Raw genomic sequence first — 16,465 nt, 5'->3', positions numbered from 1 at the left:
GGGGTTAACAGGGTTAACAGAATTCAGGGCTAACACTTACATATATATTTAACAATCAGATAATTAATCGTTTTTTATACAAAAAAAGTGTTACCCCCCTTTTGTATAATATTATCAGCTAATTTTCAATTCATCTAACTGTTTTTTTCGCGTATCCCTTGTCATCGACCGCAGGGAGAAATCTTATACACCCTGCTAAGCGGACTTTGCAAAACCGCTCAGCCGGGCTCATAAGATTTCTCTTTTGCCCCTATACTCATTCCCCCAAGCTCTATCGAAACGACAAAAAGCTTAAAAAAAACTTCTATTTAAACACCACCCTGCTCCCCTCACTATGCGCATTAAACTCCGGCGCATACATGCATTGGATACTGGTAATCCCCGTTGAAAAATTGCCAGGCTGTGCTACCCGCAATTCATATTCAAATACGTAGCTGCCTTTGTTTAAATAACTAATGAAAAAGTTGGTTGCTACATCTTTAGATACCTGATAATATGATAAACCATCCTGGTATTTATATTCCGATAAAGCCGTTACAGGCTCCGTACCTGCCGGGCGAAGATCCTTAAGCTGCACATATTCATAATCACGACCGGCTTTTAAATACACCACCACTTTGAGCAAATCTCCGGTTTTAGGCTGATGCGCTACATCAACCTCCTGCAATACGGGGCCTGCATCTGTTTGCTTTTTGATGAAGTACTTACGCTCCAAATGGATATCCGTTTGCGACGGGTTGATCTTATCCATTTGCTCCAGGTACTGCCAGTACATAGCACCATAGCAGATGGATTTTCCGTTATTTTTGACCTCCACCTTGCCCAATGCTGGTTTTACCTGCTCATCAATCCAGCTGGTTTTTATGTAGCCTGTACCGGCATCAGCTTTAACATCCGGCTTTAATTTGGCGAGCGGTTTATTATCCAGCTTAATTTCAGATGCAGCGCCACCTTGCAGCCAGTCTTCCTGTTTTAATAGCAGTGCATACACTGCAGCGGCAGTCGCTTTGGTGGTTTTCCAGTTATTGGTTTGCTTTTTGCGCATAAGCCATATTTTCATTTCCTCAACCGCTTTCGCGTTATTACCAGCCTCAGTGAACAACTCTATCATTAAACTTTGCGTTTCAATTGGCGACTGGTGCCAGTAATAACCCACCATGTTTTTTCCCCAGTACATACCCATTTCGTCCGAAGTTTGTGCCGTTTCCATCAACGATTTAATGATGGCCTTTGTAACCAATGGTTTGCCGTTACGCACCATGGTAAGGGCTATCATCCCCTGCTCATAAATGCTTCGCGTTACCCATTGATCTTCGGCTCGTTTCAGATAATTATTGAAGATAGATTTTAACGCCGGTTCCATTTGCTTATCAGTGTAGTAACTCCGCACGTACCACGCATGGGCTTCATCGTAACCAATCTCTCTTTTTTGATAGTCCTTTTGTTTCTTCTCTTCTTTATCCTGTTTTATCAGCCCGGCATCCATATACCCAAGCGCTTTGCCGGCAATCTCTTTTAATATTTTATTATCAGCTGTGGCTATCTTCAGATGATAAAGCTGTCCTATTCCTTCCAAAACATGGCGGGTGATGTAATCATCGGCATAATTGCCCCCAAACCAGGGGAAAGCGCCGTTCGGTAATTGCTTTTGTTTCAGTTTATCCAAGTTAGCCTTCATTTCGTAGCTCATTTTATTGAGATCAAAAAGCTGGGCTATCCTTTTCTTTTGCTCCGACTCGCTAAGGGCATCCTGCAGCCATGGTGTTTCTTCGAGCAGTGTGGTTTTTAATTCCTGGTTCTTTTCGAGATTGGAGAGCAATTCTTTACTGTCGCCACTTTTCCACTGATCAAATACCTGCTTGATCAGCGGCATTTTACTGATCAAATCTGTCGACAAGCTATTGGCATAATAACGGCTAAACAATTGTTCCGAACACTCATACGGAAACTCCATCATATAAGGAATGGCCTGCACAGCATTCCAGGCTGGATTTTGACTGTATTCCAGCGTGAGGGTTTTACTTTTTAACGTAGTGCTGCTGTTATTGATCAGCTTATCAAAGTTGAACGTTTTGCTTTGACCAGCCCGCACCATCATCGGCATACTTTCGGTAACCAACATGCGGTTTGGCAATACCGGGATAGTATTTTCTTCACCGTCGGTGTATTTACCCACGTCAGCTGTTAAACGATAAGTAAGTGCATCAAGCCCGGGCGGGATTACCAGTTTAAAAGAAATTGATTTAGTTGCCGAAGCGCCGATCTCAAACTTTTGTTGTGCATCATCTTTATTTGTTAATAGTTCTACAGGTTGCATATTAATGCCATTGAAGAGCCGTAACTCCACTTGTCCCTTTAATGGTTCTCCTTCGAGATTAGCTAACCGAGCGGAAACGACCACCGTATCACCTTCACGTAAAAAGCGGGGCATATTGGCGGTTATGCTCAATTGCTTTTGTGTAACCACTTCTGCCTCGGTATAGCCAAGCTGTAGCTGTTTATCATGTGCAAAAGCCCTGAACTTCCATTTGGTGAGTGCCTCGGGCATGGTGAACTCAATCAATACCTCTCCTTTTTCATCTGTACGGAGTTGCGGGTAAAAGAAAGCTGTTTCATTAAAGTTTTTGCGGGTGGCGATTGGTTTTAGGGAGCCATAACCTACAGATAATAGTTCTTTATCAAATTTCGGAACATTAGCCTGTATTTCCCGCAATGGTACGTTAGAAAAATAACCCATAGAACGGTTAACAACCTGCATGCCGGGTACTTTTCCCCGTAGCCCCCCCACAATATTATTATCGTTTTCTACAAACCCCTTCATATCGCTATTACCTACCGGCTCATCTATGTTAATGTACTGGTTAGGCTCTCCCATTTGAGATTTCACACCGGGATCAGCAATACGCATATAATCTTTTCCGTTAATTCTTATTTTGTCTAATTTTTCTAAACTCATTCGTAAATAGCCGTTTACCGGAGGTGTCATATATTTTTCAACCAGGTATTTACCGGTAAATATTAATGTAGCATTTCGCGGTACTTTGATTTTGTAGAATCCTAATGAGTTTGATTGTGTGCTGATACTTGTACCTTTAATAGCGATTTTAACACCCGTTATGGGCAAATTGAACACATTAACAACCCTACCGCTTACTATCACGCCGTTTTTTACAAGTGCCGAATTTTTAAGATACAATCCCTCGAGCCGCTTATCTTTAGCCGATACTGTTTTATGTTGCTTTACCGATTCGATGTAGGTATTATAACCATAATTATCGCCGCCGAAATAATTATAGTCAAACCAATTAAGGGTTTCATAATCAAAACTTACTATGCGTGGACGATAATATTGGAGATTATTAAAAACATAGGTATCAGTAGCCTTTACAAATTCGTCGTAAGCCTGCCAGCTAAAATATTGGGGATCATTGCCACCGTAGACCGATAATTGTTTATTCCAGGTTTGAGATGTTGCAACATCGTCAAGCGAGGCATCATACATGCCGGCCAGCAATTCGGCCTGTTCTTTTTCTTTACCGGGTGCCGATACCTGTAATTTCCATTGCTCTTTTTCACCAGGCTGCAGCTTATTTCTGAAAGTAAGTAATCGAATATTCAGGGCCGAGGCAGTATCTTTTATTTTTATCTGCTTGTAATAACTATACCGACGGTTATCGTTCAGCATTAAAAACTGTACCGCGAAATTATTTTTAGCGGTTGCAGGTACAGCTATTTTTAAGCTTTGCTGATAATCTGCACCAACAGTAAGCCATTTTGCCGAAAGCATCTTGGCGCCCTCATATTGTTCAACAAGTATATTGCTTTCCCTCGTCACGCCCAGCCAAAACTCAGCCGTATCGTCGGCTTTTCCTACTTCATCATTGATAGTCGTTACCCAGCTATCCATATCGGGTGCTTTGGCCGGATCAGTATGAACTTTTATGTAATAGGTTTGCGATGTGGTGTCGCCATTATTGCTCCTGGCATTAATAATCAGCTCATAAACACCGGTTGGCTGCTTTTTTAACGCTGCCAGATCAAGCTGGCTATTGGTAGTGTCCGTAACCTTTACATCGGTTTCTATAACTGTTTTATTTACTTGCCAATTATCCTGTTTATCTTCCTGTTTATAGGCATAACCTTCAAACAGCCTTTTGTATTCATCGGCGCCCATCAGGTATTGATCGGGAGCGTCCCACAAACGCTTCTTAAATACCCCCTCGGGTTGGTTTAGTGAATAAACCCTTACATTTAAAACGCCGTTTTGCGGCTGCCCATTTATGTTGCTAAGCTTTACGGGGATAGTGGTTTTATCTTTTGTCGACAATTGTTCAGGTACTGACAGATCCAGGTCAAGCACATTATTGCTCACCTTAACAACCGTATTGGCCGATTGGGTTTCGCCGCTTCCGTCGGTAACATCGGCAGTTACGGTATAATTAAACATATCCTGAAGTTGTCCGTTACCGGCAGAAGCCTTAAAGGTAAATTGGAAGTCACCATTATCATTCGTTCTAATAGTATCTGATGTTACTTCCACATTGTCATCCCCCGTAAAATTATCGCCCCTTACTTTTGCATAATAGGGCCGAAACGCTGCAACCCGTTTTACGTGATAGGCTACCTTAGCGCCTGAAAGGCCATATCCCGAAAACGCAGTAACTTTTCCGTTGATGTGAACGGAATCGTTAAATCGGTAAGTTTCTTTAACCGGCGAAAACGCTACCTGGAAGGTAGGCCGCTTATATTCCTCAACCCGAATCAAGGCCGATCCATGATCGGTAGTTACAGACATCATGCCGCCCAGCGCTTGCTGAGGTACAATAAACGAGCCGGTTACTGTGCCATACTCATTAGTTTTAAGATTAAGACTGCTTTGTTTTTGCCGGTTGGCATCAAATAAGGTAATTATAACCTGCTCATTAGGCACAATACTGCTTTTGTTATTCAAAGTGCTTATCTGCAAGCCCTTAAAATAAACGGTTTGGCCCGGACGATAGATCTGCCTGTCGGTAAATAAAATAGTACGTTCAATAGGCTGGGCGGCAGGTTGTTTTGTTTCGAGATAGCCCGATACATAGCTATTCTGATCAGCAAATTTATCGTTAGCTGTTGACAGGTTTACATTATAATAATCTCCTTTGCAGGTAAAGGTAAACACACCTTCAGCGTCCGAAACGCCATTGCTAATAGCGTTTCGTAATATTTTCCCTTTATCATTATAGGTATTGTATACATCAACTTTTACACCTTTTAAAGGCTTTCCACTATCACGGTCCAGCACCCTGACCTCCTTTACCCCATCCGGCCTTTGCCTGGTAACATAAGCTAAACCGCTTACCCTAAATTTTGCCATAGCCGCTAAAGGAGATTTGTTTAACAATGTATCATCAATCACAAGGATGTAATTACCGGCCTTAAGCGGGTTTATCTTAAATTCAGTGCTATGGCTCCGGTAATCATGCGGACCGGGTAACGAAAATCCGCCGGTTTCCACAGGTTTTAATTTACTTACAAAATTGTACAGCCGTTTTGAGATCATTAAATCCTGATCTTCGCTCTGTTTGCCATCTTTTTTTAACTGTTCAATTTGGACATCGGTAATACTGTAGATAGCAAATTTTGCCTCTTTAACATTTTTATATTGCCAGCTGGCCAGCAAAGGTTTGCCAGGGGCGTATACTTCTTCTATTTGGGCAGATAAATTTTCATTTTCTAATTCCCTGATGTAAGTCACCGCGTTTTTACCGCCAACACTGTTGGGAAATAATTCTGCAGCTTTTTTATAATAATTATGGGCAGTTACCAAACTGTCTATCCCGCTGTAGTAACTACCGATAAGCACCAATGCCTCGGCGCTTATCGGCTTAGCGGCGTAGCTTGTGGCTATTTGTTTTAAGGCTGTAAAGTATAATGAGTCCGCATTACTTAATGCAGACTTTTCATGCAGGAACTTCAGGCGCTGCAATTCAAGATCAGCAAGGGCTTCATCATTATTTTTATGCAAATGAAAGGCCGTTATCTGCTGCAGTAATTTAATACCCTTGTACCATGTCGAAGCGGTATCGGTAGTATGGATCTTTATCTCGACAAATGAACGGGCATCACCAAAAAAGGCCGGATCATTTACCGAAAAAGCCATTTTAGGTTTGATGACTTCCGGCTCATCAGCTAAAAAAAATTCGAATGCCCGTTGTGCCAACAGGTCATAAAGCGTAGGCCGCAGATAGCGGATACTTTTATCACCGTCTAAAACCCCGTCAAGCACACCAATTGGCGTGGACTGCTCTTCTTTTGCATCCATAAGCGAAAGCTGGTATTGCCTGGCTGTTTCAGAAATAATAGTTTGCAGGTCCCACTTGGTATAGTCGTCACTATGCTTTTCGAGGTGGCTGCGCTGGCTGTATTCGTATTGGTTTTCCCGGTAATAATTCCAATACATTTCGGCCAGCATTGATTGCAGCACCGGCTTTACGGGGAATTTCGCCTTATCAATATCAGCTTTTAAGCGGGCGATAATAGACACCAATGCTTCTTCCTCAATGTATGATTGAAAAGTCATTCTATAAATTACCGCGTGTACCTGCTGAGGGGCATTTTTTTCATCATGGGCCAGTTTGTCGAGTTTATCAACTTCCTTCAATGCTGATTTGGGCAAACCTACGGCTGCCAGTGAATCGATCCGGAAATTGAGCACGTCATATTTAGTTTGTGCCGATACCGGGTTAATCGAAATAATTAAGCTTAAGATAAGCAAGCAGGCAAGGGTTTTGGCAGGTTGTGGTAACATGCTGGATAATGGTTTTGGTTGATGTTTAAACGACGTACCAAGATATAAAATATCCATAGGTTAAAATTTAACGTTTTTTAACGGTTGATCAATCACTCTACCCTTAAGATGCAATGACAAACCTTTTTCCATAAATAGTTTTCAGACCTCATATACTGCCAATTGAAACAGCAATATTACTTTGTAAATTAATTTAAAAAGTTAATTTTAGTTATGCTAACCACCAATCATAAACCAATTAAAACCCTGCTGCTCACTGCATTTATCGGCCTGCAAAGCTTGCAAAGCAATGCCCAAACCAAAGCGGGTACAACCGAAATAACTAAATGGCAATACGGCAAAACCGGAGCTGTTTCCCTTACTTATGATGACGGCTCCATGAACCAGTTCAGAAAAGCCCTCCCTGTGATGGAACGCCTAAAAATGCCGGCCACATTTTTCATCATTACAGGTTCCATTCCCGGATCCAAATACCATGGGAGATTTATTGGTCGCCCGGTAAAAGAGATCATCAAAGAATCGGCAATCGTACCAACCAACGATCAGAACTTTTTTGAGCGATGCTCGGCCACAGGGTATTTGGGTTATATGGGTACCATCGCTTCGCATACGCAGGCCGGAAGTTTGTACGATAGCGGTAAAAAGGAAAAAGCTTTTAAAGTGCTGGATGACATCTATGCCAAGGTCCGCAATGGCGAGTTGAAACCAGGTTATGAACCTAACGATGAGTTTAAACAATCCATAGGTTCAACCTGGGATGATTTCAGAAAAGATGCGGCTAAAGGTTACGAGTTTGCCAGTCATTCTATCACCCACCCCAGTATGCCCGGACTTGATGAGCCAAACCTGCTTTGGGAACTGGAAAAAAGTAAGGCCGATATCCTGGCCCAGCTTGGCCCTAAACATACCTTTTCGGCCGAGTGCCCGTACGGTTTTGAAAACGACCGGGTGATGAGCTACGCGCTTAAAATTTACCCGGCACTGCGTAATCGCATGCCCGAACCATGGTTAAAGGAAATTGATCGCGCCAGCAAACAAACACCCGGCTCAACAGATAAAGATTATATTCAATGGCAGCGCGGCGCAACTACAAAAACACCGCTACCTATGATGAAGCTTTGGGTTGATACTACGCTTAATCATACCAATACCTGGCTGGTACTTGTTTTCCATGGGATTGACGGCATGGGTTACGAAGCCTTGCCAAGCACTCTGCTCGATGAATATTTCCAATACATCAAAAGCAAAAACGATAAACTTTGGGTAGCCACCTTTGGCGACGTAACCCGCTACATGCGCGAGCGAGAGCACGGTAAAGCTGTGGCTTCGGTAAATGGCAACAGTATTCAGGTTAAGGTGAGCCATAACCTCGATGGTAAATTGTATTATTTGCCGGTGACGCTCAAAACCTATGTATCACCCAATTGGACAAGCACAACAGTTATCCAGGGCAAAAAAAGCAAAAAGATTAGTACAGCTAAAGATGACCAGGGCACTTACGTGTTATACCAGGCTCAACCAAATGAAGCGGTAGTAACGCTGAAGAAAGGATAATAATGTTGGATGGTTATTTCGTGCTGAAATAGCCAATGTGAAAGACAGCTTATTTCAGCACGAATAACTATTACTTTTAGAGTTTGTTTACTGGTAGAGACGCATCACATGCGTCTCACATATGACAAGCCGCTTCGTAATCATTAACTTCAAGAATTTGCATGCGGGAGACGCATGTGATGCGTCTCTACATTTTAAAACGCTGCTTAATTCAGCTGCAAAGTTTGCGGGCCAAACTCCTCAAAATGGATCAGCTGTTTATCGATCCCTTTTTTAACGAGCTCGCGGTAATGCAGTTCAATAAAGCCAGCCGGACCGCAAATGTAATATTCTGTATTAGGCTCAAATATCTCATCACCCAGTTGGCTCAGGTCAACCCAGCCTTCATATAAATCATCAGTCACCCCTTCTTCAATCTGGTTATAAAAAATGTGCTTTTTAACCTCTTCGTTTTTACCTTCCCAATGTTCAATAACTTCTTTAAAGGCATGTACATTTTTGTCGCGGCAACCGTGGACCCAGGTTTTTGGTCGTTTACTGCCGCTTTTAATCAGGCTTTCCATCATGCTCATTAATGGGGTTTGGCCAACGCCGCCGCTAATGAAAACTATTGGGTGGTCACCATCACCATTTAGTACAAAGCCACCTGCCGGTGCAGATACCTCGATGATATCACCTTCATTAACAAAATTATGCAGGCGGTTGCTGATCATGCCATCGGCAAGCAATTCAGTTCCAGCTTCGCGTTTAACCGAAATCCGGTAATACTCACCATTAGGCGCACTTGAAATACTGTACTGACGGGGTTGTAACAGGTTAAGCTCGGGCAAAAACAAACGCACGCTTAAAAACTGACCGGGCGTAAAATCCGGTACCGCTCCACCGTTCGCGGGATAAAGGTAAAAGGAAATGATCTCTGCCGATTCTTTTACTTTCTGTTTTACCACAAATGGTCTCCAGCCTGTCCAGCCACCTTTTTTAGCCACTTGTTTACTGTAAAGGTTTTGTTCATGGCCAGTCATAATAGCCGCCAGCTGATTGTAAGCAACAGTCCATGCTTCGAGCAGCTCGGGTGTAGCGGCATCGCCCAATACTTCGCTGATTGAGGCAATCAGGTGACCGCCAACAATAGCATAATGCTCGGGCCTAATATCAAGACTTGTATGTTTTTGACCAATGCCATCAAGCACGGGCATTAACACGCCCGGATTTTCTATATGCTCGGCATAAGCCAGTACAGCCATGGCAAGAGCGGTTTGTTGTTTGCTGTTTTGCTGATTGCCCATGTTAAACACATTTTTAAGTTCGGGGTTATGAGTAAACATCCGGTTGTAAAAATGAGTTGTTAATAATACTCCATGCTCTTTCAATACAGGCACTGTGGCTTTAACCAGCTCTTTTTGTTCTTTAGTAATCATCATTTTAACAGTATATATTTATAATTAATTGCTGTGCCTGTTTAACCCTGTATCAAAAGGCAAATACTATCCTCAAGGGCCAGCAGACTGTGCAGCACATTTATTGGTATTTCGAAATCAGTATCGCGCTTCAACTCAACCGAGCGTTCATGTTCTTTATACAACACGCTTCCTTCGGTTACTATCAGCGTGGCGGGTACAGCGGTTTTATGCTCCTTTAAAACCGTTCCTTTTTTAAGGCCGATTGCTATCACTTTATAGTGACTGCCTTGTTTTAGTATTTTAACTATCGGCCCTGTAGCCAAGGGCATTTGCCCCCGCACTTGTTCTATAATCATATCAATTAATGTAAATGTTATCAGCTTCAAGGTATTTGATCTTCGCGCCATTAGCCAATACAATCCAGGCCTTAAAATCATTGATTATTTTAAGCATATGCTGCTCGTTGGCAGGGATCAGAAAAGTTTCGCCTTTGCCAAGTTCATAGGTTTCGCCAGCGTAGATGAGCAGGGCGTTCCCCTCCTCTACAATCAGGCAGGCATCTGAAGTAGCTATGTGCCTTTTCATATTTGCACCTGCGGTAAGCTCAACCTTAACCACCTGGAAGTGTTCGTTTACTTCAAGTTGTTTCATAACATTTGATTTTTATATCTGGAAATATCGGCTACATAATAACTCTTCCTGATCCACCCTTCATATTGGCCAGCTTACTCATGAACATTACCGCCATTAAGCCCGCCCTGTTCTTGGCATCATCGGCCATAGGACCGGCAAAATGAGCATCAACAGTTTCTTTAAACAGATCCAGCCAGCGATCAAAATGAGCATTACCGATAGGTAGCGGCGCATGCCTCGCAAAAGGATTACCTTTAAACCCCGGAACACCAAACAAAGCGGCATTCCAGAAGGCGTACATTTTATCAAGGTGCGGCTGCCAGTCGTTTTTTATAACTTCGGCAAAAATGGGGCCCAATAGTTCATCGAGACGCACCCTGGTGTAAAATTCATCAACCAGTATCTTAATTGATGTTAGGTCTTCTATATCGTTCATTAGTTGTTTATTTGTTGAAATACACGCTATTTAGCAGTAACCATCACAATTATTATTCCATTGAGCCTAACCACCTTGCCAGTGTAAACCGGTCTAAGAATAGCGCGTAAAAAGACCATTTAGTGTATTTCAACCGGCTATTCGCGACAAGTTGCAGAGCCCAGACTTATGAAGTTTTTGAAATTTCGTAAGTCTTCCTACTTTTCATATCACCTCAAAGCTCATCGGATTTCTTTGAGGTATTAATTTGGTTTTTATATAATATATTAATACCTTTTTATCCTTTAGTTAGTTATTTCAACACCAGATTTTATTTAATTTACTAAATTTGATGCTTTGACCGCGCCTTAAGTCTTTCGGGCGGGCGATTTATTTTTTTAGTACTACAATTCCCAGGTTCAAATCTTCATTGAACTGGCTTATGGTGATAGATTCAAGCATGTTTTGTAAACGGTTCCTTACATCTAAAAAATCATGGTGTAAGGGACATGGATTTTTTGATGAACACTCTTTCAATCCTAAACCACAATCCCTGAATATGCCTCCGCCGTCAACTGCTTCTATTACATCTGATAGCGGGCGGGCCAGGCTTTGTGCATCAAGATAAAAACCGCCGTTGGGGCCTTTTACGGATTGAATGATACCTCTTCTGCTTAAATCCTGAAGTATTTTAGCCAGGAAATGCTCGGGCGAATCAATGTTTACGGCTATTTCCTTTATGCCAACCCTACTACCGTCGGCGGTGCGCTGGGCTATAAAAAATACCGCCCTTACCGCATACTCACATGTTTTTGAAAATATTCCCATTGCTTTATAAAGCAAAAGTAATTATTTAAATCAACAATAAAAGATATAAATATCTTTTATTGTTTCGTTTACTTAAACCTGACAGTTTATGCCATTAGTTTTATTGCTTCCTGGCTGGTGCTGTTAAATTTATTTTGCTGGTTAAGCGGCAAGCTAAAAGAAAATACAGCACCTCCATCCTTTCCGTTTTCGGCCTTCACTGTACCGCCATGTTTTTGGATAATGCTTTTCACAATATACAAACCCAGGCCTTTGCTGTTTTTTTGCCTCATCGATTTTTGATTGCACTGGTAAAACTTCTGGAACAGCGCCTGGCTGCTTTCCTCATTAATCCCTACCCCCTCATCATGCACCGATACTTCAACATCATTTTCGTTACAGTCTATATTAATGTTAATGTGTGAGCATGGCGGCGAAAATTTGGCAGCGTTGGTTAAATAATTGATCAGCACCTGGATAATCTTGTATTTATCTCCCCTAACCAAAATGCTATCGGCAGTGGGATATTTACAAAAGCGGTGCCCGGGATAAAGAATCCTCATTTCACCAAGCACTGTATCAACCAGGTCGTTAATATCAAACAGGCTATAATTGAGCTGTGCTGATCTGTCCTCGCCGGTTGATGGTGATAAATATTCATCAATCAACTTGGTCATCCCGTTAATATGCTGATCAACCATGTTCAGCAACCTCACTGGTTGTTTATTGATACTGAGTGCAAGATGGTTAATTAAAAACTGGGTATTGAGCTTTATAATAGTTAACGGCGCACGCAGTTCATGATTTAAAATAGCCATGCTCAGGCAGTCCTCGTTAACTTTCTGGGTAACATCTTCAATGGTACCAATCATTTGCTCGGCAGTACCCCACCGGCGTGAGTATAAAACACCTGTAAGCCGGATCCATTTTTCGGTACCGGATGGGGTTACAATTTGCACCTGCTTTTCAAATTTGGTTCCATTAAAGGAGGCAACCTTAAACTCATGGATAAGTCCGCTCAACTGCCCGGGTTTAACAAGCCCAAAAAGTTCTTCGATATTTTCATCATATCCCTTTGATAGCTCAAGCATCTTGCGCATTCGCGGGCAAAAGGATACCTTATTTGACCGGAGCTGGATTTTCCAATTGCCTATGTATGCTGCTCCTATGGGGTGTTCAGGCATTAGCCCCGTCCGGCTTTCCATATTTCTGATTTCCCTGTTCATTTGGATATGTTTTTCTTAAATTTTATTTTATTACTGATAGATTTAACCTGATTACATTATTAAATTTTGACCATAAGCTTAATGACATCCCTTTAATGTACACCCCGTAATCGCTCATTAATATGCCCTTCATGTCATGGTTAATTAACCGAATGGCATACACCAAACTGCAATCATTATTCTTTCCCGATGATTTGCAGTGATAGGTTTCCAGGATATCAAAATCATCGGGCGAAATCAGCTCGTTGTATTGTAAGCACCTGATATATTCTTTCTCAATTACAAAATCGTGATTAAAGCCCCGCTCCTGCAGATCAATAATGAGATTAATCAATTGTTCATCATAGTGATGCATATTGTCATTCATTAAATAGGTGATGCCATCAATTCATTTTCAATAGTATTTTCATTGACCTTATAAAGCCACAAACGACCTTGCAAAGCCATGTAAAAAAGCAGGAGTAATGCCTGTATTGCAATAAGCGGCACAGGCACGCTTATTGCAATACAGGTGACGTTGCCCGGTAGCACTAAAAACATATCGGCCGATATAAAACCGATGCTCATTTGCTTAAGCACAGGTTTGTCCGGCATAAGCATAATAACCAGCAAAGCAAATTTCAATGAACATATACTATAAAGCACGATTATGAAAAACCTGGCAGGCACCAGGGGTTCCATCAAACTTGTGCTAAGCTTAATAAATAAACCTGCTGCTATAAACATCAACACACTTGTAAAGAAGGCAACTGCCAAACAAACAAACTTTTTCATAGCATGAGGGCTTTACACGTTTATCGCACAATTAATTAATGCTTAATTATTAACTGTTATTTAACAATGTAAAGTTCGGGCCGGAGATACCCGAAATCAATGTACTAATTATGGTTTCAGTAGTACAAATTACATATGGCCCAATACAAATGAGACGTTAATACTATATAGGATAGTATTCATTTTCGATATTCCCGAAATTCTTTTCGGCACGGAAAACCAGGGTTATTGCCACGCCTTCGCTATTTTCCATTTTAAAATTCCCGCCAAGCTGCTTGCTCAGGGCCTTCATCATTTCCATACCCAATGACGACGCTTCTTTAATATCAAAACCCTGTGGCAGGCCAATACCATTATCGGCAATGCTCAACATGATATTATTATCATCAAGTGTACCAAGCGAGATGTTTATATAACCACGCTTGTGTGGAAAAGCATACTTAATAGCATTGGTAATAGCTTCATTGAGCATAAGGCCAACAGGTACGGCCTGGGCAACATCTATTTTAACACGTTCAATTTGCTGTTCAAACCTGATTCCCCGTTCATGAGCGTCGTAACAATCGGCAAGATAATTAACCAGTTCGCTGATGTAAACAGCAATATCAATAAAGGCTACGTTTGAACTGCTATATAATTTTTGATGGATGAGCGCTATAGCCTGTACGCGGTTCTGGCTTTCACGGATGGCGGCAAGCGCTGCGTTATTTTTTAAAAATGCCGATTGGGTATTAAGCAGGCTCATCACTATTTGCAGGTTATTTTTTACCCGGTGATGCACCTCTTTCAATAACCAGTCCTTTTCATCAAGCAGACGATTTTTATCCGCGGTTAAATGCTGCAGCATTTGATTTTGCTCGCTGATTTCTTTCTCCTTTAGCTGCAACCGTTTACCGTTTATTTGCTTTTGCCAATAACCAACACAAGCACCCCCCAAAACGAAAAGCAACGCAACAATGCCGACAATTATAAGATCCCACCTCATAAAAAACGAACTACTTTTTGCCCACAAAACACCCTGGGAGATATGATCGTAACGCTGCGCCGGCGAGTTTGTGGATATCAAAAGCAAAAAGCCTGTTAACGTCAGCTTGCAATAAAACCGGGATAAGCTTATATTGATATTCACTTGGTATTATTTTTATTACCGGCCTAAACCAAAAATCCTGTTCACAATGCATGCCTATACACAAATAGGCATGTCCTCAAATTCAACTTATAAAAATAATATGATGCCCAAACCTTATCAATGTATTAAATATGGATTTTGATGTATAAATTATGTATTGTATTACCACCTTGCAATAAAAGCAAATATTAATCTATATGATTAATAATCAAATACTAAGCATCAAACTTACCAGTTTCAAGCTCTTTTATTCGTGAATGTAGGATGACTGAAGCAGAACAAAAATATCGGCATCCCTTCTCCCGACTAATAAATGTTTTTTCAATAGATTTAGCTTGAGTATATCGGCGCGCCCGCTTTTGCCGGTGATAGAACACGGCTTAGGCGGTTAAGGATATATACGGACGATATTTCGCTTTCCCATCAGGAATATAATGATATTTCGTTAAGAAGCAGCGCTTATAAAAACAACAAATAACTGAATATCAATAAAGTAAACACAACGGCACGAAATTAGAGTTGCGGTACATGTATTACAAGCTTTAAACTAAGTAACCATGAAACAAGCTAACGATTTTGCTCCGCTACACTTTGACAAAGCATCCTGCTGCTTTCCTTTTAAGATCCATGCCATTGAGTGGATCAAAGAAAACGGCATTGACCTTCCTAACGATTATTTTATGCTGATTTGGATAACAGCCGGTAACGGTTACTACAGGCTCAATTTGCAAAAAGAAGCTGTTACCCCCAATCAATTACTATTGATCAAACCCGGCCGGCTGCATAATCTTAAATTTAGCAGCAGTTTGCAAGGGTATGTCATCTCATTTACCGATTCGTTTTTAGATATAGAAGATTACGGCAGGGAGCCTGTATACAGCCCCATTTATCAAATGTTTAACCAAACGCAGATCATCACCATAAGCAGTGAACTGGCCAAAGATATGATTGATATCAGCGAAATAATGCTTAAAGAATACAGTAGGCATAACCTTTACCGATCCGAGATATTGAAGCGTTATTTCAAGATTTTCCTAATTTATCTTTCACGCCAGCTGGACTCGGAGCAAGCGCCAAAGCAATCGCGAAATACTGCCATCCTGCAAAACTTCATGACCTTGCTTGATAAAAACTTCAGGGAGAATAAAATGGTTGCCGATTATGCCAGCAGGTTAGCGGTAACCCCCAATTACCTCAACGAGGTGGTCAAAAAGCTAACAGGCCAGCCGGCCGGTCATCACATCAGACAAAGGGTTGCCGCCGAGGCAAAACGGCAGGCCATACACCCTGATAGCTGCATGAAAAAAATTGCATACGATCTGGGCTTTTGTGACCTGGCCCATTTCAGTAAATTTTTTAAAAACACTACCGGTATAAGCTTTTCTGATTTTAAGAAAAAGGGCACAATATTACAACCTGTTTTTTAACAACGCATCAAAAACCTATTAATCAGCTTTATAACTAATTAAATTTATCACCATGTCAGAAACAGTACAACTAATCCCAGGCGACTCACTAATTACAGCAACACCACAGGAAGGCCGTGAACTTGCAATTAAAATGGCCCGGCTCATCATCAAGGTAACCCAGCCCGACGCCGAAATTCGTGGTAAGCTAAGAGGTGTTTACGCCGAAGACCCAGCGATGCTCATTGCCGTAGGACAAACAGTTGCAACCGAATTTGCCACCATAGCTGCAGCTAATAATTACTGGCGATAGTGCAATAATGCCTGCGCT

Annotated in this window: 13 protein-coding genes; 3 read left to right on the top strand and 10 right to left on the bottom strand. The window is 41.6% G+C overall.

Annotation, left to right across the window (positions count from 1 at the left end; genetic code table 11):
* Window positions 1-304: 304 nt before the first annotated feature.
* Entirely contained in the window at window positions 305-6,847 is a 6,543-nt protein-coding gene (locus BLS28_RS04690) for an alpha-2-macroglobulin family protein (protein ID WP_091163134.1), read from the bottom strand.
* Between the two features lie 156 nt (window positions 6,848-7,003).
* Here BLS28_RS04690 and BLS28_RS04685 point away from each other — a divergent pair, with 156 nt between their 5' ends.
* Window positions 7,004-8,344 (top strand): polysaccharide deacetylase family protein, encoded by a 1,341-nt coding sequence (locus BLS28_RS04685; RefSeq protein WP_091163133.1) that lies wholly within the window; start codon window positions 7,004-7,006, stop codon window positions 8,342-8,344.
* Window positions 8,345-8,550: 206 nt separating this feature from the next.
* Here BLS28_RS04685 and hmpA read toward each other — a convergent pair whose 3' ends face one another.
* The 9 genes from hmpA to BLS28_RS04640 all read right to left on the bottom strand — a co-directional run bounded on the left by hmpA (window position 8,551) and on the right by BLS28_RS04640 (window position 14,728).
* A complete protein-coding gene (hmpA, locus tag BLS28_RS04680; RefSeq protein ID WP_256337342.1) occupies window positions 8,551-9,765 on the bottom strand; it encodes an NO-inducible flavohemoprotein in 1,215 nt (404 codons plus the stop codon).
* Between the two features lie 38 nt (window positions 9,766-9,803).
* Window positions 9,804-10,100 carry a cupin domain-containing protein gene (locus BLS28_RS04675; RefSeq protein WP_091163132.1) on the bottom strand — a complete coding sequence of 99 codons (297 nt, stop codon included), beginning with the start codon at window positions 10,098-10,100 and terminating at the stop codon, window positions 9,804-9,806.
* Window position 10,101: 1 nt separating this feature from the next.
* Window positions 10,102-10,395 carry a cupin domain-containing protein gene (locus BLS28_RS04670; RefSeq protein WP_091163131.1) on the bottom strand — a complete coding sequence of 98 codons (294 nt, stop codon included), beginning with the start codon at window positions 10,393-10,395 and terminating at the stop codon, window positions 10,102-10,104.
* Between the two features lie 31 nt (window positions 10,396-10,426).
* The gene (locus BLS28_RS04665) at window positions 10,427-10,813 is read right to left on the bottom strand and encodes a group III truncated hemoglobin (protein WP_091163130.1); all 387 of its coding nucleotides are present in this window, start codon (window positions 10,811-10,813) and stop codon (window positions 10,427-10,429) included.
* A 369-nt stretch (window positions 10,814-11,182) separates the two neighbouring features.
* Window positions 11,183-11,620, bottom strand: coding sequence for an RrF2 family transcriptional regulator (locus BLS28_RS04660; RefSeq protein WP_091163129.1), 438 nt, complete (start codon window positions 11,618-11,620; stop codon window positions 11,183-11,185).
* Window positions 11,621-11,706: 86 nt separating this feature from the next.
* Window positions 11,707-12,825: a PAS domain-containing sensor histidine kinase gene (locus BLS28_RS04655; RefSeq protein ID WP_091163128.1), complete on the bottom strand. Its 1,119-nt coding sequence runs from the start codon at window positions 12,823-12,825 to the stop codon at window positions 11,707-11,709.
* Window positions 12,826-12,847: 22 nt separating this feature from the next.
* Window positions 12,848-13,180: a hypothetical protein gene (locus BLS28_RS04650; RefSeq protein WP_143020692.1), complete on the bottom strand. Its 333-nt coding sequence runs from the start codon at window positions 13,178-13,180 to the stop codon at window positions 12,848-12,850.
* Window positions 13,181-13,191: 11 nt separating this feature from the next.
* The gene (locus BLS28_RS04645; RefSeq protein ID WP_143020691.1) at window positions 13,192-13,599 is read right to left on the bottom strand and encodes a hypothetical protein; all 408 of its coding nucleotides are present in this window, start codon (window positions 13,597-13,599) and stop codon (window positions 13,192-13,194) included.
* A 163-nt stretch (window positions 13,600-13,762) separates the two neighbouring features.
* A complete protein-coding gene (locus tag BLS28_RS04640) occupies window positions 13,763-14,728 on the bottom strand; it encodes a sensor histidine kinase (protein WP_176844370.1) in 966 nt (321 codons plus the stop codon).
* A gap of 557 nt (window positions 14,729-15,285) precedes the next feature.
* Here BLS28_RS04640 and BLS28_RS04630 point away from each other — a divergent pair.
* Together BLS28_RS04630 and BLS28_RS04625 are read left to right on the top strand one after the other, a co-directional pair.
* Complete coding sequence (locus tag BLS28_RS04630) at window positions 15,286-16,155, top strand: AraC family transcriptional regulator (RefSeq protein ID WP_091163123.1); 870 nt, start codon at window positions 15,286-15,288, stop codon at window positions 16,153-16,155.
* 52 nt (window positions 16,156-16,207) lie between these two features.
* A complete protein-coding gene (locus BLS28_RS04625; RefSeq protein ID WP_091163122.1) occupies window positions 16,208-16,447 on the top strand; it encodes a hexameric tyrosine-coordinated heme protein in 240 nt (79 codons plus the stop codon).
* Window positions 16,448-16,465 lie beyond the last annotated feature (18 nt).

Origin of the sequence: Mucilaginibacter gossypii, from assembly GCF_900100945.1 — a bacterium.
Taxonomy (GTDB): domain Bacteria; phylum Bacteroidota; class Bacteroidia; order Sphingobacteriales; family Sphingobacteriaceae; genus Mucilaginibacter; species Mucilaginibacter gossypii.
This window is presented reverse-complemented; position numbering and strand designations above follow the sequence as displayed.